The sequence below is a fragment of the Mycobacterium sp. Panama NTM2 genome (assembly GCF_054355555.1).
This window is the reverse complement of sequence record NZ_CM135953.1, coordinates 2,540,041-2,562,818: the sequence shown is the minus strand read 5'-3', so window position 1 is coordinate 2,562,818 and position 22,778 is coordinate 2,540,041. Positions and strand designations below refer to the sequence as shown.

General features: G+C 67.1%; 21 protein-coding genes and 1 pseudogene. 11 read left to right on the top strand and 11 right to left on the bottom strand.

All coding sequences use genetic code 11. The features are described 5' to 3' along the window. Positions 1-39: 39 nt before the first annotated feature. Positions 40-2,202, bottom strand: coding sequence for an excinuclease ABC subunit UvrB (gene uvrB, locus ACXYX3_RS12260; RefSeq protein ID WP_241203603.1), 2,163 nt, complete (start codon positions 2,200-2,202; stop codon positions 40-42). Positions 2,203-2,268: 66 nt separating this feature from the next. Here uvrB and ACXYX3_RS12255 point away from each other — a divergent pair, with 66 nt between their 5' ends. The 3 genes from ACXYX3_RS12255 to ACXYX3_RS12245 all read left to right on the top strand — a co-directional run bounded on the left by ACXYX3_RS12255 (position 2,269) and on the right by ACXYX3_RS12245 (position 4,167). Beyond that, complete coding sequence (locus tag ACXYX3_RS12255; protein WP_458612066.1) at positions 2,269-2,775, top strand: ribonuclease FAU-1 family protein; 507 nt, start codon at positions 2,269-2,271, stop codon at positions 2,773-2,775. An 81-nt stretch (positions 2,776-2,856) separates the two neighbouring features. Beyond that, positions 2,857-3,330, top strand: coding sequence for a hypothetical protein (locus tag ACXYX3_RS12250; protein ID WP_241203855.1), 474 nt, complete (start codon positions 2,857-2,859; stop codon positions 3,328-3,330). A gap of 75 nt (positions 3,331-3,405) precedes the next feature. Then, positions 3,406-4,167 carry a MerR family transcriptional regulator gene (locus ACXYX3_RS12245; RefSeq protein WP_458612065.1) on the top strand — a complete coding sequence of 254 codons (762 nt, stop codon included), beginning with the start codon at positions 3,406-3,408 and terminating at the stop codon, positions 4,165-4,167. Here ACXYX3_RS12245 and coaE read toward each other — a convergent pair. Together coaE and rpsA are read right to left on the bottom strand one after the other, a co-directional pair. After that, positions 4,161-5,348 carry a dephospho-CoA kinase gene (coaE, locus tag ACXYX3_RS12240; RefSeq protein ID WP_458611850.1) on the bottom strand — a complete coding sequence of 396 codons (1,188 nt, stop codon included), beginning with the start codon at positions 5,346-5,348 and terminating at the stop codon, positions 4,161-4,163. The two genes, ACXYX3_RS12245 and coaE, sit on opposite strands and share 7 nt — an antisense overlap. Positions 5,349-5,433: 85 nt before the next feature. Further along, positions 5,434-6,879, bottom strand: a complete 1,446-nt coding sequence (rpsA, locus tag ACXYX3_RS12235) for a 30S ribosomal protein S1 (protein ID WP_241203605.1) — start codon at positions 6,877-6,879, stop codon at positions 5,434-5,436. Positions 6,880-7,030: 151 nt separating this feature from the next. On the opposite strand from rpsA, the gene ACXYX3_RS12230 reads away from it, so the two are divergent. After that, positions 7,031-8,140 (top strand): PrsW family intramembrane metalloprotease, encoded by a 1,110-nt coding sequence (locus ACXYX3_RS12230; RefSeq protein WP_458611849.1) that lies wholly within the window; start codon positions 7,031-7,033, stop codon positions 8,138-8,140. A gap of 27 nt (positions 8,141-8,167) precedes the next feature. Beyond that, positions 8,168-8,800: a trimeric intracellular cation channel family protein gene (locus ACXYX3_RS12225; RefSeq protein ID WP_241203607.1), complete on the top strand. Its 633-nt coding sequence runs from the start codon at positions 8,168-8,170 to the stop codon at positions 8,798-8,800. A 3-nt stretch (positions 8,801-8,803) separates the two neighbouring features. Here the strand turns inward: ACXYX3_RS12225 and ACXYX3_RS12220 are convergent, their stop codons facing one another. Together ACXYX3_RS12220 and polA are read right to left on the bottom strand one after the other, a co-directional pair. Beyond that, a complete protein-coding gene (locus tag ACXYX3_RS12220) occupies positions 8,804-9,610 on the bottom strand; it encodes an acyl-CoA thioesterase (RefSeq protein ID WP_458611848.1) in 807 nt (268 codons plus the stop codon). Positions 9,611-9,664: 54 nt separating this feature from the next. After that, a complete protein-coding gene (polA, locus tag ACXYX3_RS12215; RefSeq protein ID WP_458612064.1) occupies positions 9,665-12,325 on the bottom strand; it encodes a DNA polymerase I in 2,661 nt (886 codons plus the stop codon). A 170-nt stretch (positions 12,326-12,495) separates the two neighbouring features. Between polA and ACXYX3_RS12210 the strand changes: the two genes are divergently transcribed. Together ACXYX3_RS12210 and ACXYX3_RS12205 are read left to right on the top strand one after the other, a co-directional pair. Further along, a complete protein-coding gene (locus ACXYX3_RS12210) occupies positions 12,496-13,293 on the top strand; it encodes an alpha/beta hydrolase (RefSeq protein WP_458611847.1) in 798 nt (265 codons plus the stop codon). Next, entirely contained in the window at positions 13,290-13,871 is a 582-nt protein-coding gene (locus ACXYX3_RS12205) for a TetR/AcrR family transcriptional regulator (protein ID WP_458611846.1), read from the top strand. The genes ACXYX3_RS12210 and ACXYX3_RS12205 overlap by 4 nt, the downstream gene beginning before the upstream one ends. Here ACXYX3_RS12205 and ACXYX3_RS12200 read toward each other — a convergent pair. After that, positions 13,849-14,736 (bottom strand): LysR family transcriptional regulator, encoded by an 888-nt coding sequence (locus ACXYX3_RS12200; RefSeq protein ID WP_458611845.1) that lies wholly within the window; start codon positions 14,734-14,736, stop codon positions 13,849-13,851. The genes ACXYX3_RS12205 and ACXYX3_RS12200 overlap by 23 nt on opposite strands. Positions 14,737-14,806: 70 nt before the next feature. On the opposite strand from ACXYX3_RS12200, the gene ACXYX3_RS12195 reads away from it, so the two are divergent. From ACXYX3_RS12195 to ACXYX3_RS12180, 4 genes and pseudogenes are all read left to right on the top strand, one after another. Next, positions 14,807-15,481 (top strand): alpha/beta fold hydrolase, encoded by a 675-nt coding sequence (locus ACXYX3_RS12195; protein ID WP_458611844.1) that lies wholly within the window; start codon positions 14,807-14,809, stop codon positions 15,479-15,481. 62 nt (positions 15,482-15,543) lie between these two features. Further along, positions 15,544-15,978: a Zn-ribbon domain-containing OB-fold protein gene (locus ACXYX3_RS12190; protein WP_241203613.1), complete on the top strand. Its 435-nt coding sequence runs from the start codon at positions 15,544-15,546 to the stop codon at positions 15,976-15,978. Beyond that, complete coding sequence (locus ACXYX3_RS12185; RefSeq protein ID WP_458611843.1) at positions 15,975-17,210, top strand: lipid-transfer protein; 1,236 nt, start codon at positions 15,975-15,977, stop codon at positions 17,208-17,210. Before ACXYX3_RS12190 ends, ACXYX3_RS12185 begins: the two co-directional genes overlap by 4 nt. A gap of 82 nt (positions 17,211-17,292) precedes the next feature. Beyond that, positions 17,293-17,514: pseudogene (locus ACXYX3_RS12180) on the top strand (DUF167 domain-containing protein); the annotation flags it as partial. Between the two features lie 100 nt (positions 17,515-17,614). On the opposite strand, the gene ACXYX3_RS12175 reads toward ACXYX3_RS12180, so the two are convergent. The 5 genes from ACXYX3_RS12175 to ACXYX3_RS12155 form a co-directional block, all read right to left on the bottom strand. Then, positions 17,615-18,358 (bottom strand): ABC transporter ATP-binding protein, encoded by a 744-nt coding sequence (locus tag ACXYX3_RS12175; RefSeq protein ID WP_458611842.1) that lies wholly within the window; start codon positions 18,356-18,358, stop codon positions 17,615-17,617. Then, positions 18,342-19,169: an ABC transporter ATP-binding protein gene (locus ACXYX3_RS12170; RefSeq protein WP_241203616.1), complete on the bottom strand. Its 828-nt coding sequence runs from the start codon at positions 19,167-19,169 to the stop codon at positions 18,342-18,344. Before ACXYX3_RS12170 ends, ACXYX3_RS12175 begins: the two co-directional genes overlap by 17 nt. Then, complete coding sequence (locus tag ACXYX3_RS12165; protein WP_241203617.1) at positions 19,166-20,323, bottom strand: branched-chain amino acid ABC transporter permease; 1,158 nt, start codon at positions 20,321-20,323, stop codon at positions 19,166-19,168. The genes ACXYX3_RS12170 and ACXYX3_RS12165 overlap by 4 nt, the downstream gene beginning before the upstream one ends. Next, positions 20,320-21,330 carry a branched-chain amino acid ABC transporter permease gene (locus ACXYX3_RS12160; protein ID WP_221361334.1) on the bottom strand — a complete coding sequence of 337 codons (1,011 nt, stop codon included), beginning with the start codon at positions 21,328-21,330 and terminating at the stop codon, positions 20,320-20,322. Before ACXYX3_RS12160 ends, ACXYX3_RS12165 begins: the two co-directional genes overlap by 4 nt. 73 nt (positions 21,331-21,403) lie before the next feature. After that, entirely contained in the window at positions 21,404-22,615 is a 1,212-nt protein-coding gene (locus tag ACXYX3_RS12155; RefSeq protein ID WP_458612063.1) for a branched-chain amino acid ABC transporter substrate-binding protein, read from the bottom strand. Positions 22,616-22,778: the final 163 nt, after the last annotated feature.

Here is a 22,778-nt window from a genome sequence, read left to right as displayed (position 1 = left end):
GCCGTAGACCGTAAGACCTCAACAGCGCTTGAGATCAAGCTATTTCAGCCCGGCGGCGTCCATGCCGCGCAGTTCCTTCTTGAGGTCCTGGATCTCGTCGCGGATGCGGGCGGCCAGCTCGAACTGGAGATCGCGCGCCGCGGCCATCATCTGTGCGGTCAGGTCCTTGATCAGATCGGCCAATTCGGCCCGCGGCATGTTGGCCGTGTCGCGGCCCTCGAAGACACCGGCGCTCACCGCCCGGCCGGGCTCGCCTTGCGCGCGCCGGCCGCGGGAGGCGTTGCGGCCCGAGCCGCCCACCTCCACCGCGGCGTCGGTGTCGTCGGCCTCTCGGTACACCTGATCGAGGATGTCGGCGATCTTCTTGCGCAGTGGTTGCGGATCGATGCCGTGCTCGGTGTTGTAGGCGATCTGTTTGGCCCGGCGCCGCTCTGTCTCGTCGATCGCCTCTTTCATCGAGTCGGTGATCTTGTCCGCGTACATGTGGACCTCGCCGGACACGTTGCGCGCCGCCCGACCGATCGTCTGGATGAGGCTGCGCGGTGAGCGCAGGAACCCCTCTTTGTCGGCGTCCAGGATCGCCACCAGCGACACCTCGGGCAGGTCCAGGCCCTCGCGAAGCAGGTTGATGCCGACGAGCACGTCGTACTCCCCCAGCCGCAGCTGGCGTAACAGCTCGACCCGGCGCAGCGTGTCGACCTCGGAATGCAGGTACCGCACCCGGATGCCCATCTCCAGCAGGTAGTCCGTCAGATCCTCGGCCATCTTCTTGGTCAGCGTGGTGACCAGCGTCCGCTCGTCGCGTTCGGTGCGCTTGCGGATCTCCCCGATCAGGTCGTCGATCTGACCCTTCGTCGGTTTGACGATCACCTGTGGGTCCACCAGACCGGTCGGCCGGATGACCTGCTCGACGAACTCGCCGGCGGTCTGAGCGAGCTCGTACGGCCCCGGCGTCGCGGACAGGTATACCGTCTGACCGATGCGGTCGGCGAATTCCTCCCAGGTGAGCGGCCGGTTGTCGACCGCGGACGGCAGCCGGAAGCCGAACTCCACCAAGTTGCGCTTACGTGACATGTCGCCCTCGTACATGCCGCCGATCTGCGGCACGGTCACGTGGGACTCGTCGATGACGAGGAGGAAATCCTCCGGGAAGTAGTCGAGCAGCGTCGCCGGAGCCGAACCTGCGGGCCGCCCGTCGATGTGGCGTGAATAGTTCTCGATGCCCGAACAGAACCCGACCTGACGCATCATCTCGACGTCGTAATTGGTGCGCATCCGCAGCCGCTGCGCCTCGAGCAGCTTGCCCTGACCTTCGAGCTCGGCCAGCCGCTCCTCGAGCTCGGCCTCGATGGTGGAGATGGCCTGGGCCATCCGCTCGGGCCCCGCGACGTAGTGGGTGGCCGGGAAGATCCGCAGCGAGTCGACCTTGCGGATGATGTCCCCGGTCAGCGGGTGCAGGTAGTAGAGCTCCTCGACCTCGTCGCCGAAGAACTCGATGCGCACCGCGAGTTCCTCGTAGGACGGGATGATCTCGACGGTGTCGCCGCGGACGCGAAACGTCCCGCGGGTGAACGACATGTCGTTGCGGGTGTACTGGACGTCGACGAGCAGCCGCAGCAGCGCATCGCGAGGCACCTCGTCGCCGACCTTCAACTCGACCGAGCGGTCCATGTACGACTGCGGCGTGCCCAAGCCGTAGATACAGGACACCGACGCCACCACCACGACGTCCCGCCGGGACAGCAGGCTCGACGTGGCCGAGTGCCGCAGCCGCTCGACGTCGTCGTTGATCGAGCTGTCCTTCTCGATGTACGTGTCGGTCTGCGCGATGTACGCCTCGGGTTGGTAATAGTCGTAGTACGAGACGAAGTACTCGACGGCGTTGTGCGGCAACATCTCTCGCAGTTCGTTTGCGAGCTGGGCGGCCAGCGTCTTGTTCGGCGCCATCACCAGGGTGGGCCGCTGCAGACGCTCGATCAGCCATGCGGTGGTCGCCGACTTGCCGGTACCGGTGGCGCCGAGGAGGACGACGTCGCGCTCGCCGGCTCGGATGCGCCGCTCCAACGCCTCGATTGCCGCCGGCTGGTCACCCGCGGGCTCGTACTCGCTGACCACCTCGAAACGGCCGCCCGCACGCACCACCTGATCGACAGGGCGGTACTCCGAATGAGCGAGTACCGGGTGTTCAGTCGCGAAAGCCATGTTCACCAGGGTAGAACTCGGCACCGACAACTTCTCTTCCCCGGGCGGGCGCCTATCCTTGTCGGCATCCACCCACCCAAACGCGAGACCTTCGACCTCGTCGCCCGCACCAACACAGACCCCAAGGGCATCGTGCGCGATGTCGACGTCTTCGCCGTACACCCCTGGGGTCTGTACATGGCCAGGCCCACCCCCGGGCGGGCCCAGTTCGGCTATCTCGAATCGTGGCTGTTGCCGGCCCTGAATCTGCGGGTCACGGTCTTCCACTTCCACCCCGGCCACGAGCGGGACCAGGACTTCTACCTCGACGTCGGCGTCTACACGCCCGGCCCGCAGCTCTGGAGCGGTGAAGACCACTACCTCGACCTGGTGCTGCGCACGAGCCGCGGGGTGGAGGTGACCGACGTCGACGAGCTGGTCTGCGCGGTCCGCGACGGCCTGCTCGGCGCCGACGACGCCGAGCGGGCGGTCCACACCGCGGTGCACACCGTCGAGGCCCTGGCCCGCCACGAGTACGACCTCGATCGGTGGCTGGCAACCGTCGGCATCACGCTGACGTGGCGCGGAGCATAGACTCTCGACGTGAGTTCGAGCAGACGGACGCGGGGCGCCGGGGTGATGGCGGGTGCCGCGATCTTCGCGGCGGGCGCGCTGATGGTTCCGGCCGGCAGCCCCATCGCCGCAGCCGACCCCACCCCGAGCGCCGAGGCGCCCGCGCCGCCGGTCCAGCACAACGTGCTCTATCGTGCACGCGCCGACGGCACCTCCCGCGGTGCCGTGGTCGCCTACAAGCAGGACGATCAGAACGTCAACAGTGCGCAACCGACCATGCTGCCGGGGCAGACGTTCGAGGTGAACACCGTGCTCACCGACCCCAAACTGGCCGGCATGCAGATCTCGATCCAGTGGCCGTACGGCTCGAATCTGCACTGCGAGATCCTCGTCGACGACCAGATCGTGGCGCAGGCGGACCAGTTCATCGCGCCGCGGTTCTTCCGCGTCAAAGACGATCCGCTCTACGGCACGTTGCAGTGCGGCGCCCCGCTGGACATCCCGGTCGCCGGCGAGCCGGTGCCTCAGACCGACCCCGCGGCCCCCGCCGAACCCGCACCACCGCCGGCCACCTGAGGACTTGACCCTCACGCACCGTGAGGCGCCAGCCTGGTCGACGTGACGCAGGAGATGGGCACGCAGGAGATGGGCGTGGAAGAACTCACCGTCGGTGAGGTCGCGCAGCGATTCGGTATCACCGTCCGGACGCTGCACCACTACGACGACATCGGGCTGCTGACCCCGAGACGACGGAACACCTCGGGCTACCGCGTGTACACGCCGACCGATCTGACGCGGCTGTCCCAGATCATCGTGTACCGCCGGCTCGATTTGCCCCTCGACGAGATCGCGCAGCTCCTGGACGACGGTGACCACGTCAGCCACCTGATCCGTCAACGCGAACGCGTCATGTCCCGCCTCGACGAGATGAAGGACCTCGTCGAGGCCATCGATCAAGCATTGGAGAAAGCCATGGCCGACACCCCCATGACCGACGACGACATGCGCGAACTGTTCGGGGACGGTTTCGACGACTACCAGGCCGAGGCCGAGCAGAAGTTCGGCGAATCCGAGCGGTGGCAGGAATCGCAGCGACGGACGAAGGCGTACGGCAAGGCGGAGTGGATCCGGATCAAAGCCGAGGGCGAGGCGGTGGAAAAAGCGCTGTCCGACGCCTATCGCGCCGGGCTACCCGCCGACTCCGACACGGCGATGGATGCGGCCGAGCAGCACCGGCTGCACGTCAACAGGTGGTTCTACGACTGCCCGCCCTCGATGCACCGCACCCTCGGCGACATGTACGTCAGCGATCCGCGCTATGTCGCCCGGTACGACGATTCGTTCGGTCTACCGGGTTTTGCGACGTACTGCCGCGAGGCGATCCACGCCAATGCGGAACGGTCCGGTCACTGAGACGGGCGCCAGCCTGATGTCTCGGCCCACGCCCATGCGCGGCGGTACGCCTCAGCGAACCACGGTTGCTTCGCGTAGTCGCCGGCGGTCGTTTGTCCCTGCGCGGCGGCGCTACGGGTGAGCTCCAGATACTCGGCGCGCGCTGCGGGCTCGGCGGTCAGCCAGTCGACGAACAGCAGCGCGAACCGCTGGCCGGGCCAGCCGTCGACCCGCACGTGCACGTTGGTCGGGCGGCCGGGGTCAGCCGAGCAGTAGAGCCGCTTGCCCCACTGGCCGTCGACGCCGGGCTGTGCCGTGTCTTGGGCGATGTCCTCGGTGATCGCTGTGCGGACATAGCCGGCGGCCAGCAGCGCGTCGGCGAGGTCGTCGGCGATGTCCAGCGACGCGACGGTGACCTGCACGTCGACGACGTCCTCGGCGTCCAGACCGGGCACTGCCGTCGGACCGATGTGGTCCACCCGCGAGGCGTGATGACCGCACGCGGTGCGCAGTCTCGCCAGAATCCGTCGCGCTTGGGCCGGCCACTCGGGATCGGAGGCGACCAGTCGTGGCTCCGCCGCAGCGGGCCGGCCCCGTCGGAGATTGTCCGCGAACGGGTGGATGCGTTCGTGCCACAGCGCGCGGGCCGCGCCGACCAGTTCGTCGGCGGTACCGGAATTGTCGAGCCAGACATCGGCGACGGCGCGGCGGTCGGCCTCGGAGGCCTGTGCCGCGATACGCGCTCGGGCATCCTCTTCGGTGAAACCGCGATGCTCGGTCAATCGCTGGACTCGAAGCTCCTCGTCGGCATGGACGATGATCACCAGCGGGAACAACGGCGCCATCTGCGATTCAACGAGCAAAGGGATGTCCTCGACGATCACCGCGTCGTCCGATGCGGCCGCTATCAGCTCTGAACGTCGTTGTCCCACAAGCGGATGCACAATACCGTTCAGCGTCTTGCGCTTGGCCTCGTCGCTGAACGCGATCGCGGCCAGAGCCGGTCGGTTCAACGAGCCGTCCTCGGCGAGGATGCCCTCCCCGAACGCCTCGACCAGCTTGGCAAGCCCCTCGGTACCTGGCTCCACCACCTCTCGGGCGATGACGTCGCCGTCGACGACGATGGCGCCGAGCTCGTCGAGCGTCGCCGACACCGTCGACTTACCCGCCCCGATTCCTCCGGTCAATCCGATACGCAGCACGCCCGACAGTCTGTCAGGCAGCCGATGAGTGCAGACGACGAAGGCCCCGACTCTTTCGAGCCGGGGCCTTCGGTCGTGAACTGACTTACGCGTTACCCGCGAGCTTTTCGCGCAGCGCGGCGAGCTGGGCATCGCTGGCCAGCGACCCGCCGGTCGACTCCTCCGAGCGGCTGTTCGACGACGATGAGGTCGGACGAGCCGCTTCCTCCGCCTCGGCCGCGGCGAACTTCTCCATCTGCGCGGTGTGCATCTTGTAGCGACGCTCCGCCTCGGCGTAGCGGGCCTCCCACTCGTCCCGCTGCTTGTCGAAGCCTTCGAGCCATTCGTTGGTCTCGGCGTCGAAGCCCTCCGGGAAGATGTAGTTGCCCTGGTCGTCGTAGCTGTCGGCCATGCCGTACTTCCAGGCCTCGAACTCTTCGCTGTTGTAGTCCTCGTTGGCCTGCTTGAGGCTCAGCGAGATCCGGCGCCGCTCCAGGTCGATGTCGATGACCTTGACCATGGCGTCGTCGCCGACCTGGACCACCTGGTCCGGCACCTCGACGTGACGCTCGGAGAGCTCGGAGATGTGCACCAGACCCTCGATGCCCTCCTCGACCCGGACGAACGCACCGAAGGGCACCAGCTTGGTGACCTTGCCCGGCACGATCTGGCCGATGGCGTGGGTGCGGGCGAAGTGGCGCCACGGATCTTCCTGAGTCGCCTTGAGCGACAACGACACCCGCTCGCGATCCATGTCGACGTCGAGCACCTCGACGGTGACCTCGTCGCCGACCTGGACGACCTCGGACGGGTGGTCGATGTGCTTCCAGGACAGCTCGGAGACGTGCACCAGGCCGTCGACACCGCCGAGATCGACGAACGCGCCGAAGTTGACGATCGAGGACACGACACCCTTGCGGATGGCGCCCTTGGTGAGCTGGTTGAGGAATTCGCTGCGCACCTCGGACTGGGTCTGCTCCAGCCAGGCGCGGCGGCTGAGCACCACATTGTTGCGGTTCTTGTCGAGCTCGATGATCTTGGCCTCGATCTCCTTGCCGATGTACGGCTGCAGATCGCGGACGCGACGCATCTCCACCAACGACGCGGGCAGGAAGCCGCGCAGGCCGATGTCGAGGATCAGGCCGCCCTTGACGACCTCGATGACGGTGCCCTTGACGGCCTCGTCCTTCTCCTTGAGCTCTTCGATGGTGCCCCAGGCCCGCTCGTACTGAGCGCGCTTCTTGGAGAGGATGAGGCGACCTTCTTTGTCCTCCTTGGTGAGGACCAGCGCTTCGACCTCGTCGCCGACGGACACAACCTCATTGGGGTCGACGTCGTGCTTGATCGAGAGTTCGCGGGAAGGGATGACACCTTCGGTCTTGTAGCCGATGTCGAGTAGGACCTCGTCGCGGTCCACCTTGACGATGGTCCCTTCGACGATGTCGCCATCGTTGAAGTATTTGATGGTCTTGTCGATGGCGGCGAGGAAATCCTCCGCGGAGCCGATGTCGTTGAGGGCTACTTGCGGAGACGTGACGGAGGGACTTGGCATGTGGTGGGTTGCTCCGGACAGGTTCAATCGTAGGGACAAGAAGTGTTTTGTTGATCGCACCCGCGAATAGAACGCACAGGTACTTGTCAAGGCTACTCGACGCGGTACACGCAGGACAAACCCGCCCCGTGCAGCGGCTACTGTGCTGGGCGTGACAAGCGTTCGCCGGGTCGGCGCGCCCTTGGGTCTGCTGATCGCACTCGGCACCGTCGCCGGCCTCATCGTGATTCTGCTCACCGCCGTCAACCCGGTCGGCACCTCGATCGGTTTCGTGCTCTCCAGCATCGCGATGACCGTGGTGGTGCTGTCCTATCTCTGGTTGGACCGGTGGGAGCCGGAACCGCCTCGGCTGCTCGTCTTCGCTTTTCTGTGGGGCACTTCGGCGGCGGTCGTCATCTCGGCGGTCCTGCAGATCCTCCTCGAGGCCTGGGTTCATCCCGCGGGCTCGAGCGACGTCAGTCCGCTGACCCTGGTGGTGGGCGCACCCGTGACCGAGGAAGCCGCCAAGGGTGTGTTCCTGCTGCTGATGATGACCGGCGTCCGGCGTAACGAGCTGAACTCGCTGACCGACTGCCTGGTCTATGCGGGCCTGGTGGGAGCCGGTTTCGCGTGGCTCGAGGACATCCTCTACATCGCCAACGGCGAGTCGGTGGCCGAGTCGCTGGTGACCGCGGCCCTGCGGCTGATCATGTCGCCCTTCGCCCATTCCCTGTTCACCACGATGACGGCCATCGGGGTGTTGTACGCCCTGCATCGTCGCTCGACCGCGGGCAGAGCCGGCGCCCTCCTGCTCGGCTACGCGGGCGCGGTCCTGCTGCACGCGATGTGGAACGGGTCGTCTCTGTTGGGGGCGGGCGCGTACTTCGGGGTTTACGCGCTGTGGATGGTGCCCGTGTTCGCGCTGGCGATCACACTGGCGGTGCGCAGCCGGCGCCGCGAGCAACACGTGGTGGCGGGCACGCTGCCCGGCATGGTGGCCGCCGGCTTGATCAGCCCCAACGAGGCGACCTGGCTGGGGTCGCTGAAGACGCGCAAGCTCGCCGTCGACACGGCACATCGCTTCGGCGGCAAACCCGCCGCGACCTCGATACGGCAGTTCGCCCATCGAGTCGTCGAGCTGGCGTTCGTGCGCGACCGGATCGACCGGGGCTTCGGCGATCCGCGCGTCATCGCGCTGCTGCACGAGGAGACCTACGCGCTGTACGCGGCACGCGCCACGTCACCGGCGCTACAGCACATGGCCGGCTTCCGGGCGTACTGACGGCCCGCGGGCCGCCATACTCGGCTGGTGATCCAGCACATCCTCAACTACCTCGGCATCGCGGCCGCCGCGGCATCCGGTGCCGTCCTCGGGGTCCGCAAGGGGTTCGACGTGTTCGGGATCGCGGCGATGGCGGTGCTGACCGGCGTCGGCGGCGGAGTGTTGCGTGACGTCCTGCTCGACATCGATCCCCCGCAGTCCCTGCAGCGCTGGCCGGATGTCACCGTGTGCCTGGCTGCCGCCGCCCTGGCCACGCTGTTCGCGCGCACGGTCATCAGGCTCCACCATCCGGTGGCGATGCTCGACGCCGTCGGGATGGGGTTCTTCGCCACCTCGGGTGCCGCGCTGGCTGTCGACCACGGCGCCAGCTGGTTCGCCGCGGCGCTGCTGGGCATGGTGTCGGCACTGGCCGGCACGATCATCCGCGATGTCACGGCCCGCGACGTGCCCGTCGTGATGGGTCCCGACGACATGTACGCGGTTCCCGCGATGCTCGGCTCGGTGATCTACGTCGTCATCGACTACTTCGGCCCGCAGTGGATCGGCGTCGCCGTCGGCACTCTGGTAGCCACGCTGCTCCGCCTGGCGGCCATCACGTTCCACTGGCGGCTGCCGACCGGGCCGCGCGAGCTCATCGTGCGCGGACATCCGCCGTCGTAGTCGCTACGTCTTGAAGTAGACGATCTGATGCGTAGTGGCCAGAAGGGTGCCTGAGCGGCTCCAGATCTCCGCGGACTGATCGAAATAGCCGCCGGAGAAGCGGTTCGCCGATGCGCAGCCGAGCACGAATCCGCCTCCCGCAGAGGCGAGTTCCGTGCCGGTGGCGTGGAAGTAGGTGGTCAGCGAGATCGTGCCTGCCGGCGTGGGCGCGCCCAGCCGCAGGTAGACGCGCGGATAAAAGATGTCGCTGGCGGCAGTGAGCGCGGCGAAATCAAGGGGGCGTCCGTGTCGGTCGCGGGCCCACAGCATGGTGGTCGACGAGTCGGCGGGCGCCGCCCCCTTGGCCGGGACTGCGCCGTCGATGAAGCGCATGTCGTAGTTGCGGGCCCAAGCGATCATGGGCGGCAGCCCCCGTTCCGGCAGCTCCTCGGGCGCGGGAACGCTCGGCATGGGTTTTTCGGTATCCGACCACGTATCGCGGCGTCGACCGAACACCGCTGTCGCCGTTGTGGTGACCGTGCCGTCCTGTGCCAGGTCGACGAACCAGTGTTGATTGCTCCGGTTGGTGCGCACGCAGCGCGCGGTGATGTCGAACTCTCCGTCGGCGATGGGCGCCGCGAAATTCACGGTGAGCGCCAGCGGCTCACCGTTGCATTCCGGCTGCAGTTCGACCGCGCGCAACAGCAGGGCAGCCGTCATGCCACCGAACGGACCGACCATGTTCGCCCAGTCGGAGGTGGTCCTTCCGCGAAAGACGCCGGCGTCGCCGGGTTGCAGCTCAATAGCCTCGTCGAACGGGTGCTCGGCCATGTGCGCGCCTCCTGCTCAAGCCCAATTATGTAGGCTTGCATATATAGCAGACGCTCAGTGCGCCGCGGCGTCCCAGCTGCGGCCATAGCCGACAGAGACCTCGAGCGGTACGTCGAGCGGATAGGCCGTGCCCATGTGCTCGCGCACCAATGCCTCCAAGGCGTCGCGCTCGCCGTCGGCGACCTCGAAAAGCAGCTCGTCGTGCACCTGCAGCAACATGCGCGAGCTCAGACCGGCATCGGCGATCGCGCGGTCGGTGTTGATCATCGCGACTTTGATGATGTCGGCGGCACTGCCCTGGATCGGGGCGTTCAACGCTGCGCGCTCGGCGGCTTCACGGACGTTGCGGTTGCTGCTGTCGAGCTCGGGCAGGTAACGCCTGCGACCGAACACCGTCGAGGTGTAGCCGTCCTTGCGCGCCTGGTCGACCACATCGCGCAGGTAGTCGCGGATCCCGCCGAAGCGGGCGAAGTACTGGTCCATCTGGACCTTCGCCTCCTCGGTGGAGATCTTGAGCTGCGCGGACAGGCCGTATGCGCTCAACCCATAGGCCAGGCCGTAGGACATCGCCTTCACCCGGCGCCGCAGTTCCGCCGTCACCTCGTCGATCGGCACGTCGAACGCCCGCGACGCCACGAACGAGTGCAGATCCTCGCCGGTGTTGAACGCCTCGATCAGCCCCTCGTCGCGGGACAGGTGCGCCATGATGCGCATCTCGATCTGGCTGTAGTCGGCTGTCATCAGCTCGCTGTAGCCACCACCGACCACGAACGCGTCGCGGATGCGGCGGCCCGCTTCCGTGCGGATCGGGATGTTCTGCAGATTCGGCTCGGTCGAGGACAGCCGGCCGGTGGCCGCGATCGTCTGGTTGAACGTCGTATGAATTCGACCGTCTTCAGCCACCGAGTTGAGCAACCCGTCGACAGTGACCTTGAGCCGGGTGGCGTCGCGGTGTGCCAGCAGATGCTGCAGGAACGGGTGGCCGGTCTTGTCGAAAAGGCCCTGCAGCGCGTCGGCGTCGGTGGTGTAGCCGGTCTTGGTCCGTTTGGTCTTCGGCATCTCCAACTCGTCGAACAGAACCACCTGCAGCTGCTTGGGCGAACCCAGGTTGATCTGCTTGCCGATCACCGCGTACGCCGCCTCGGCCGCGTCGCGGATCTGTCCGGCGAACTCGCTCTGCAACTCGGTGAGCATCTCGAGATCGACTGCGATACCTGCAGTTTCGAGGTCGGCCAGCACCCGCTGCACGGGCAGCTCCATGTTGCCCAGCAGCGCCGAGGAGTCGATGCGGGCCAGTTCCTCGTCGAGCGCGACGGCGAGATCCATCACCGCGCTGGCGCGCAGCAGCAGGGTCTGCACCGCCTGATCGTCGACGCCGTCGCTGTCGTCGAGCAACGAGAGTTGTTGCTGCTCGGCATTATCGGCTCGCAACTCGCGCTTGAGGTACCGCAGGGAGAGATCGTCGAGTGTGAAGCTGCGCTGCCCGGGCCGCACCAGGTAGGCCGCCAGGGCGGTGTCCGAGGTGACGCCGGCGAGCGTCCACCCCCTGCCCTGGAGATCATGGATGGCGAGCTTGGCCTCGTGCAGGGCCTTCGGCTGCGCAGGATCGGCGAGCCACGCAGCCAGCGCGGGTTCGTCCTCGGGACTCAGTGTCGAGGTGTCGATGTAGCGGCCGTCGCCATCCGGTGCGACCAGTGCGAGCGCTGTCGCATCACTGGCGAAGGCCAGATGGTTGCCGACCACGGCGACACCGAAGCGCCCGCCGTCGGCGCGCTCGGCCAGCCAGCCCGCCAGTGTGCCGGGCGCCAAGGCCTCGCCGCGCACCTCGAAACCTTCCTCGACTTCCGGGTCGGCCGAAGCGAGGGTGTCGAACAGCCGGTCACGCAGCACCCGGAACTCCAGGTCGTCGAACAGGCGGTGGATCTGATCCCGGTTCCACGGCTGCATCCGCAGCGTGTCCGGGGTCTGCGCCAACGGCACGTCCTTCACCAGATCGGTCAGTTCACGGTTGAGCACGACGCTGGACAGGTGCGCGCGCAGCGCGTCCCCGACCTTGCCCTTGACCTTGTCGACGTTGTCCACCAGCGACTGCAACGAGCCGTACTCGGCGATCCACTTGGTCGCGGTCTTCTCCCCCACACCCGGGATGCCGGGCAGATTGTCGCTCGGGTCACCGCGCAGGGCCGCGAAATCGGGGTACTGCGCCGGGGTGAGACCGTACTTCTCCTGCACGGCATCGGGGGTGAACCGCGTCAGCTCACTGACGCCCTTGCGCGGGTAGAGCACGGTCACGTCGTTGCTGACCAGTTGCAGTGAATCGCGATCCCCCGTGACGACGAGGACCCGGTAGCCCTCGTTCTCGGCCTGGGTGGCCAGCGTGGCGATGATGTCGTCGGCCTCGAATCCCGGCTCGGCGAGCACCGTGATGCCGAGCGCCCCGAGCACCTCCTTGGTGATGTCGATCTGGCCGCGGAACTCGTCCGGGGTGGCCGACCGGCCCTCCTTGTACTCCGGGTACTTCTCTTTGCGGAACGTCTGGCGCGACACGTCGAACGCGGCGGCGATGTGGCTGGGCTGCTCGTCACGCAGCAGGTTGATCAGCATGGCGGTGAAGCCGTACACCGCGTTGGTGGTGAGACCGCCCTGGGTCTTGAAGTTCTCGGCGGGCAGGGCATAGAACGCGCGGAAGGCCAGCGAGTTGCCGTCCAGCAGCATCAGGGTCTGTTTCTGATCGGTCACCGATGCGGTCTTGGCTGGGCTCACGGCCTTCACTCTAAGCACCGCGACCGACACGACGACCGGCGGGAATGAACGCGGGGTCGGCACCGTTTCACCGAGCGTCCATTCTTATATAACATCGTTCTATAACGAGCAGGAGCACCGCCATGACGAACATCGTCTTCATCCACGGCCTGTGGGTCGCCCACACCGCATGGCAACCCTGGATCGACTACGTCGCCGAACACGGTCATCAGGGCATCGCCCCGGCGTGGCCCGGCGAGCTGCCGACGGTCGAGGAGACCCGGCAGAACCCGGCGGCACAAGCCGGATTCGGTATCGACGAGCTGACCGCCCACTACGCACGCATCCTCGACGAGTTCGACACTCCGCCCGTGGTGATCGGGCACTCGTTCGGTGGGTTGATCGCACAGCGGCTGCTCGGGGAGAACAAGGCGGCCGCCGCCATCGCCATCGACCCCGCCCCGATCAAGGGCGTGACGGGACTGCCGTTCACACAGCTGCGCTCGGCGTTCCCGGTGCTGGGCAACCCGCTCAATCGCGGGCGCGCCAAGGCCCTGACGCGGGCGCAGTGGCGGTACGGCTTCGGCAACGCGGTGAGCCAGGAAGAATCCGACGCATTGTGGGAGCAGTGGTCGATCCCCTCCCCGGGCAAGCCGCTGTTCGAGGCGGCCGGCGCCAACCTGCACCGCCGCTCGCCGGCGGCGGTCGACACCGCGAATGCGGAGCGCGGACCGCTGTTGATCACCGCCGGATCAGACGATCACACCGTGCCGCGCGCGACCGCCGAGGCAGCCCACCGGCTGTACCGCAGCGATGCCGTCACCGACTTCCACACCTTCGAGGGGCGCGGTCACTCGCTCACCATCGACCACGGCTGGCGTGACGTCGCCGACGAGACGCTCGCCTGGCTCGGCCGCCGAGGCGTCACCGGGGCGGCGTGACAGTGCCCCGGCGTCGCACCGCCAGCGAGCAGGTCTCGGCCGCGCTACTCAGCGCGGCCGAGACGGTGTTGGACCGCGACGGTGCCGCCGCGGTGACGGTGCGATCCGTCGCCCAGGAGGCCGGAGTGGCGCCGATGGGCGTCTACAACCGCTTCACCAACAAGGACGGGTTGCTCGCCGCCCTGGCCCTGCGCGCGTTCGACGGCCTCGCCGCTGCCATCGAGGTCGACACGTCCGGCACACCGGCGGACCGACTGCGCCGTTCCGCACAGGGCTACCGCCGGTTCGCGATCTCTCACCCCGCGCGCTACGCGTTGATCTTCGCGGCAGGCTCACCGGCCACCGACCCCGCCTCGCCGGTGACCGCGCGGGGTCGAGAGGTGTTCGGCACCCTCGTCGACCTGGTTGCGGCGCTTGCACTGGGGCCGGGCCTCGACCCGCGGGAAGCCGCCCAGGCCGTGTGGAACGCGCAGCACGGCGCTGTCACGCTGGAAGTCGCCGGGCTTGTCCAGACACCTGATGCGACTGCGGCGTTCGCGCGGACCATCGACCTCGTCATCCGCGGCCTGCAGGCCTGAGCCGACGCAGCGCCAGGGCGCAGAACGCGCGTGCCGCCGGACCGGCCGCCTCCCTGCGCCACGCCCACACCAACCGTCCGCGCAGCGTCGGAGTCAGCCGAAGAGCATGCAGGCCAGCGTCACCACGCGCCATCGACCGGGGCAGGATCGCCACACCCAATCCTCGGCGCGCCAAGTCGGCCAACTCGAGCGGATTGGTCGCCTCGAAGCCGATCCGCGGTCGCAAACCCTGTGCAGCGCAGGCCTCGTCGAGACGGGACCGCAGGCCGGTGCCCTCGGGGAGGGATATCAGCGTCTGCCCACACAGTTCCGGCAACGTCAGGGTCTTGCGGTGACGCAGTGGATGCTCCGGAGCGACTGCCGGCTCGATGATCTCGTCGGTGATGACCGCACAGTCGAGGCCCACAGGGGCGTCGTCGGCGGGGATCGACACGATCGCGACATCGAGGCGGCCATCAGCGAGCTTGTCGAGCAGGGCGTCGGAATTGTCGGTGAGCAGCGTGAGCTCCACCTGGGGATGGTCGCGGTGGAAGTCGGCCATCAGCGCGGGGATGTCGACCGGATGCAGCGTCACCGTGCCGATCGCGACGGAACCGCGGACGATATGGGCGACCTCGTCGACCGCGTGCTGCGCTGCTCGGACCGCGGCCAGCGCCGCTCTGGCGTGCGGCAGCAGCGCCAAGCCGGCCTCGGTCAGTCGCACCTCGCGATTCGACCGGTTCAGCAGCTGCTGGCCGACCATCCGTTCCAGGCGACGGATCTGGGCGCTGACGGCGGGCTGCGCCACCCGCTCGCGCTGCGCGGCCCGGGTGAAGCTGCCTTCCTCCACGACCGCGACCAGATATTCGAGCTGACGAAGCTCCATAACGATCGATTATAGGAAGAAGAATGAAGATGTATTGGACGTATAGCCGTCCGCGGTTCACCGTGGAGACATGACCACGTACGTTCTCGTTCCTGGAATGTGCCACGGCGCCTGGTGTTTCGACGATCTGGCCGCGGCTCTGCAGACCGCCGGCCACCACGTCGTCGCCGTCACCCTGAGCGGCGTCGCAGAACGCGCCCATGTGTTGCACGGTGGGGTGAATCTCGACACGCACATCGTCGACGTCCTCGCCGCCATTGACAACGCCTGTGCCACAGAGGATCTCGTCCTGGTCGGACACAGTTACGGCGGGATGGTGATCACCGGCGTGGCCGATCGGATCGCTGCACGGGTGGACTCGCTCGTGTTCGTCGACGCGGTGGTGCCTCGCGACGGCGAATCCTGTTGGGATCTGGTCAACGATGACGAGCGGCGCTGGTACCTCGGGGTGGACGAGACGGGTTTCGGCGTACCGCCGCTGCCGTTCTTCGACAAGCGGGCCACCTCGCATCCGCTGGCCTCGGTGCTGCAGCCGCTCCGGGTGCGCGGCGACCTCGCCCGCTTCCGGCAGCGCACCTATGTCTACGCGCGGGACTGGCCCGGCGAATCCCCGCTGCAGCGCTCCTACGACCGCGTCCGTACGGACGCGACCTGGGTCACCCACGAGCTCGATGGCAAACACAACCTGATGCGGGACACCCCCGACGAGCTGCGCGACATCGTGCTCGCCGCAAGCGCCCCATAGCCAGGGTCCGAGGGGACTGGAACACGTTTCAGTTTTCCGGCATGACTGGGTAGGCTGACCCCGTGTCAGCATCCACGCAACCCGCCGTCGAGGGCTGGTTCGCCACCGATGGTTCTGGCGAGGCCTACCTCATCGGCGCCAAATGCCATCAGTGCGGAACCTTCGTCTTCCCGCCGCGCGAGAACAACTGCCCGAACCCCGGCTGCGACGGCGACGAGCTGGCGCAGGTGCCGCTGTCGCGGCGCGGCACGCTGTGGAGCTACACCGAGAACCGCTACGCCCCACCCCCGCCCTATCCATCGCCGGATCCCTTCGAACCGTTCGCCGTCGCCGCGGTAGAGCTGGCCGCCGAAGGGTTGATCGTGCTGGGCAAGGTGGTCGAGGGCACGCTGGCCGCCGACCTGAAGGTCGGGATGGAGATGGAGCTGACCACGATGCCGCTCTACGTCGACGACGACGGCACCGAACGCATCGTGCACGCCTGGAGGATCGCATGAGTCCGGACAAATTCCCCGAGTCGCTTCGCTCCGGCCCGCCGGAACCCGTTTACATCCTCGGCGCGGGCATGCACCCCTGGGGCAAGTGGGGACGCGACTTCACCGAGTACGGCGTCGTCGCCGCCCGTGCAGCGCTCGCCGAGGCGGGTCTGGACTGGAAACAGATCCAGCTCGTCGCCGGCGCCGACACCATCCGCAACGGCTACCCCGGCTTCGTCGCCGGTGCCACGTTCGCGCAGAAGCTGGGCTGGACCGGCATTCCCGTCACCTCCAGCTACGCCGCCTGCGCCAGCGGGTCGCAGGCGCTGCAGAGTGCCCGAGCGCAGATCCTGGCCGGCCTGTGCGACGTCGCGCTCGTCATCGGTGCCGACACCACGCCGAAGGGCTTCTTCGCTCCCGTCGGAGGGGAACGCAAGAACGATCCGGATTGGCAACGCTTCCACCTGATCGGCGCGACCAACACCGTGTACTTCGCGCTGCTCGCCCGGAGACGGATGGACCTCTACGGCGCCACGCTCGAGGACTTCGCGAACGTCAAGGTGAAGAACGCCCGCCACGGCCTCAACAACCCGAACGCGCGCTACCGCAAGGAAGCGACCGTCGAGGACGTATTGGCCAGCCCTGTGGTGTCCGACCCGCTGCGGCTGCTCGACATCTGCGCGACCTCCGACGGCGCGGCCGCGATCATCGTGGCCAGCAAGGCGTTCACGGAGAAGCACCTCGGCTCGACGGCCGGCGTCCCGTCTGTGCGTGCGGTGAGCCTGCAGTCCCCGCAGTACCCCCAGCATCTGCCCGAATTGCCTGACATCGCAACCGATTCGACGGCCGTGGTGCCCGGCCCCAAGCGAGTGTTCAAAGATCAGATCCTCGATGCCGCGTACGCCGAGGCGGGGATTGGTCCCGAGGACCTCAGCCTCGCCGAGGTCTACGACCTGTCCACTGCGTTGGAACTGGACTGGTACGAGCACCTGGGACTGTGCAAGAAGGGTGAGGCCGAACATCTTCTGCGCAGCGGCGCCACCACCATCGGCGGACGCATCCCGGTCAACGCGTCGGGCGGGCTCGCGTCGTTCGGCGAAGCGATACCCGCCCAAGCCATCGCGCAGGTCTGCGAGCTCACCTGGCAGCTGAAGGGGCAGGCCACTGGCCGCCAGGTCGAGGGCGCCACTGTGGGCATCACCGCCAACCAGGGCCTGTTCGGCCACGGCTCGTCGGTCGTCGTCGCCCGGTAGTCGTTTCCGCGAGCGCGCGCGTCTGCACGCGACACGCCGCGCCACGCTGGCATCACGCGCGCCCTCGCGACTCAATGCGCGGGTGGCTGATGTCATATCGGTGCGGGTGAAGCCCGGCAGCGCGAAGGGACCGCTCGTCGAGAGGGGTCCCGACGGCATGCTGACGATCTATGTCCGCGAGCGTGCTGTCGACGGCAAGGCCAACCAGGCCGTCATCCGGGTGCTCGCCGAACACCTCGGTGTGCCGCGCAACCGGGTGACGCTGACCGCAGGGGCCACCTCGCGGCTGAAGCGCTTCCGCGTCGATCAGCGCGCGCTCAGAGTGCGGCGAGCGCGCGCGAACTCACAGAATGGCCCGGCGTGTTGCGTGCAGACACGCGCGCTCGCCGAAACAAGGCACCCTCTCAAGCGACGCCGAGGTAGGCCGCGCGAATACTGTCGTCTGCCAACAACTCTCGCGCATTGCCCGACCGGGTGACCTCACCGGTCTCCAGGATGTAGGCCCGATCGGAGCGACTGAGCGCCTGCTGGGCGTTCTGCTCCACGAGCAGCACCGTGGTCCCGGTCGAGTTGATCTCGGCGATGATCTTGAAGATCTGAGAGATCACCATCGGTGCGAGCCCCATCGACGGCTCGTCGAGCAGCAGCACCTTGGGCCGGGCCATCAACGCCCGCCCGATCGCCAGCATCTGCTGCTCGCCACCGGACAGCGTGCCGCCGACCTGGCTTTTGCGCTCCGCGAGCCGCGGGAACGTCTGCAGTATCCACTCCAGCCGCTCATCGTGCTCCGCCTTGGACGGGAATTTGCGTCCGTAGCAACCCATTTCGAGGTTCTCGAGGATCGTCATGCCGGGGAACACGCCGCGCCCCTCGGGCGCCTGGATCAGGCCGTCGGTCACCCGCCGGTGCGCCTTCACCTTGCTCACGTCCTGGCCGTCGAACCACACCGAACCCGATGTCAGCGGCAGCAGCCCGGAGATCGCCCGCATCATCGTGGTCTTGCCCGCACCGTTGGAGCCGAGCAGCGTGACCAGCTCGCCCTCGTGCACAGTCAACGACACGGAGTGCAGCGCCTTGATGCGGCCGTAGTGCACCACGACGTCGCGGGCCTCCAGCAGCACCGGTCGGGACTCAGCTGAGCTCGTCATCGGGCACTCCCAGGTAGGCGGCGATGACCTTGGGGTCCTCGCGGATCTCGGCCGGCAGGCCGTCGGCGATCTTGCGGCCGAACTCCAACACCACGATGCGGTCGGTCACCCCCATGACCAGCCGCATGTCGTGTTCGATCAGCAGCACGGTGTATCCGTCGTCGCGGATCTTGCGGATCAGGTCGATCAGCGCCGACTTCTCGCTGGGGTTGAACCCGGCCGCGGGCTCGTCGAGGCACAGCAGCTTCGGTTCGGTGGCCAGCGCACGGGCGATCTCCAGCCGGCGCTGGTCACCGTAGGAGAGGTTCTTCGCCTTCTCCTCCCCACGGTGCGCGATGCCGACGAAGTGCAGCAGGGCCGCAGACCGTTCGATCGCCTCCCTCTCCTCGCGGCGATGACGTGGCGACCGGAACAGCGCACCAGGCACCGACGTCCGGTGGCGGGCATCGGTACCGACCATGACGTTCTCCAACGCCGTCATCTCCCCGAACAGCCGGATGTTCTGGAACGTGCGGGCGATGCCCCGGCGGGTGATCTGATGCCGCTTGATCCGCCCGAGGATCTCACCGTCGAACGTCACCGACCCCGCACTGGGGCGGTAGACGCCGGTGATCGCGTTGAAGCAGGTGGTTTTCCCGGCACCGTTGGGCCCGATCAGACCGAGGATCTCACCGCGACGGATGTCGAAGGTCACCGAGTCCAGTGCGACCAAACCGCCGAACTGCACCGTCAGGTCCTTGGTGGCCAGCAGCACCTCGCCCTCGTCGGCGGCGATCTCGCGGTGCACGCCGGCCAGGTCCTCGATGCTCATTGCGCCGACTCCTTCCCCGACGGACCCGATCTGAGCAGATCGCGCGCGGCCTTACCGTAGGTCAGCAGCTGCTGGCGGGCCGGGAAGAAGCCTTGCGGCCGGAAGATCATCAGGACCACCAGCGCCAATCCGAAGAACAGATACTTCAGGTTGCCCATGTCGATGCCCAGGAAGTGCACGCCCAGAAGACGATTGGGTAGGTAGACGATGATGAACGCACCCAGGATCACGCCGAGCTTGTTGCCCTGACCGCCGAGGACGACGGCGCACAGGAACAGCATGGAGTTGATGATGTTGAACGTCGGCGGTGCGACGTACTGCACCTGACCGGCGTAGAGCGCTCCGGAGAGCCCACCGATCGCGGCGCCGATGGTGAACGCCCACAGTTTGAACTTGAAGGTGTTGACGCCCATCACTTCTGCGGCGTCCTCGTCTTCGCGCACCGCGATCCAGGCGCGTCCCACCCGACTGCGTTCGAGATTGCCCACCAGCAGCAGGATCACGACGATCAACAACAACCCCAGCCAGAACCACCAGGTGCCGTAGTTCGCGTCGCCGCTGGAGTTCGACACGGAGAACACCCCGCGCGGATTCTTCTCGCTCTCGAAGACGTGCGGGAACGCGACCTCGTTGAGACCCCGGGGTCCGTTGGTGATGTCGGCCAAGTTGTCGGCCAGCAAGCGGATGATCTCGCCGAATCCGAGCGTGACGATCGCCAGATAGTCACCACGCAACCGCAGCGTGGGGAACCCGAGGATCAACCCCGTCAGCGCGGTCACGGCCATGGCCAGCGGCACGCAGGACAGCCAGGCCCACGGCTCGCTGAAGAAACCGCTCGTGCCCATCCTGTTCCACGGGCTTTCCGGGCTGGTCAGCAGAGCCACCGTGTAGGCGCCCACCGCGTAGAACCCGACATATCCGAGATCGAGCAGACCTGCCTGTCCCACAACGACATTGAGGCCGATGGCGATGATCGCCACCATCGCGAACTGGGCCATCGTGCCACCGAAGCTGATACCGGGGGTGTCGATGAACGGAGGGGTGAACAGCGGCGACAATCCGACGCCCAGGAACAGGATGACCCCGAACACCCACTTCTGCGGACGCGACAGACGATCCCACCAGTCCGTCACCCGAGACACCAACCCGCTCATGCTCGCGCCTTTCCGAGGCTCTCGCCGAGTATGCCCGTCGGACGCACCAGCAGCACCAGCACCAGCAGCACGAATGCCACCACGTCACGCCACTGGGTGCCGAACACCGCCTGGCCGTAGTTCTCCATGATGCCCAGGATCAAGCCACCCAGCAGGGCGCCGCGCAGGTTGCCGATCCCGCCGAGGACGGCGGCGGAGAACGCCTTGATGCCGAGCAGGAAGCCGCCCGAGTAGATGATGCCCTGAGGAACCTTGAGCGTGTAGAGCAGCGCCGCCGCGCCCGCCAGCAGACCACCGATCAGGAACGTCGTCATGATGATGCGCTCGCGGGACACCCCCATCAACGTCGCGGTGGTCGGATCCTGGGCGACGGCGCGGATGCCGCGACCGAACTTGGTGCGGTTGATCGCGATGTCGGTCAGCACCGCGAGCACGAGGGCGGCGACGATGATCACGATCGTGACATTGGAGACGTCCACCCCGAAGAATGTGAACTGGGTCTTGGGCTGCACCAACACAATCGGTTGCTGGGCATTCGGCCCGCCGTAGCCGGGGATCAACTTGGGCAGGATGAACAGCACGAACTGCTGGAGCACGAACGACATGCCGATCGCGGTGATCAGGAACGTCAGCGAGCGGGCATGCCGTTTACGCAGCGGCCGGTAGGCGATGAACTCCAGACCGACGGCTGCGCCGCCGGAGACGAGCATCGCGAAAAGCATCGCCACCCCGAGATAGACGATCGTCAGCAGCACCCCTTTGTTGTAGGCGTTGCCGCTGGGGGTGAAGCCCAAGATCATGTCCAGCGCGAAGTACGCGCCGAACATGCCGAGCATGAAGATCTCCGAGTGGGCGAAGTTGATCAACCGCAGCACCCCGAACACCAGGGTGTACCCGACCGCGACCAGGGCGTAGATGGCGCCCCAGGACAATCCGTCGATGGTGAGTTGCCAGAAGCTGTCGAACAGCGCCCCGACGTTGAAATTGATGTTGGCGGCCAGAAACATCGGCGTGGCGTACTCCTTCAGGAGTGCAAAACGCGTCCGAGCCGTCGAGCTCGGACGCGTTTCGCGTCAACGGTTACTGAACCTCGTACATCCAGATCAGCGTGGTGGTGAGCTCCCCGATGGGCGTCCACTGGTACTTGCGCGCCACGCCCTGGCCGTCGTAGTTGCGCACGAAGTCGAGCAGCGCCGGCCGGGTGATCGCCCCCGAGTCGATGCCCTTGAGCAGGATCGTGCCCAGGTCATAGCCCTCGGTGCTGTAGGTGCCGGGCTCCTGGTTGAACTTCTTGGTGTACTCGTCGGCGAACGCGCCGGTGGCCGGGCCGCACGGGCAGGACAGCAACGCACCCTTGGAGGACTCACCGGCCTGCTTGACGAACTCGGGGTCCTTGGTGCCGTCGGCGCTGACGAACGTGCCCTCGAAGCCACCGTCCTTGAGCTGCTGGACGAACGGTGCCGCCTCGGCGTAGTAGCCGCTGTAGAACACCGAGTCCGGGGCGGCCCCCTTGACCTGGGTCACCGCGGCCGAGAAGTCCTTGTCGCCCTTCTTGACGGAGATGTTGCAGGCCGCGTCCGCGACCGGCCCGAGCGTGTCCCGCACGGCCTGGGCGAGGCCGAGGCCGTAGTCGGTGCTGTCGTCGACCACGCACACCTTCTTGTTGGCGAGCGTGTTCTTCAGGTAGTTCGCGACCGCGGGTCCCTGCACACCGTCGTTGGCCAGGCCGCGGAAGAAGGTCTTCCAGCCGTTCTCCGACAGCGTCACGTTGGTCGCCGACGCGGTGGCGGCGACCAGACCGGCCTGGTCGAAGACACCGCCGGTGGCTTTCGTCTCGCCCGAGAAGGCCGGGCCGACGAGGCCGATCGTGTACTGGTCGTCGACGATCTGAGGTGCGATCGCGGTCGCTTTCTGCGGGTCACCCTCGGTGTCGAACGGCTTGAGCTGCACCTGGCAGCCGGGGTTGGCCGCGTTGTGCTTGTCGATCGCGAGCTGCACACCGTTTTTGATGTTGATGCCCAGCGCCGCGTCGGGGCCGTTGAGCGCCCCCGCCATGGCGATCGACACCGGCGGGCAGGTGGCCTTGCCGTCGCCGGCCGGGTCGGCCGGAGCCGCGCCCTCGGCGCCCTTGACCTCTGCACCGTTCTCGTCGATCTGCACCTTCTCGACGATCTTGAGATTCGCCTGCGTCGCCTGCTCCTCGGGCGCACCCTGGTTGCAGCCGGCCAAGGCCAGCACAATCAGGCTCGCTCCCCCGAGAGCAAATGCATTGCGTGCCACGCGACCGCGCACGTCCCACCTCCGGTTCATGTGTTGATCGACACCGTCGTGCCTCCCCCGGACGGCGTTGGCGGCGGTGCTTCGCCGACGACCATAACCAACGCATCGCTGTGGTGCGCGATGTTGAGGAACGCGTGGCGCGCATCCGGTGCACGGATCCGAAATCCGGCGGTTC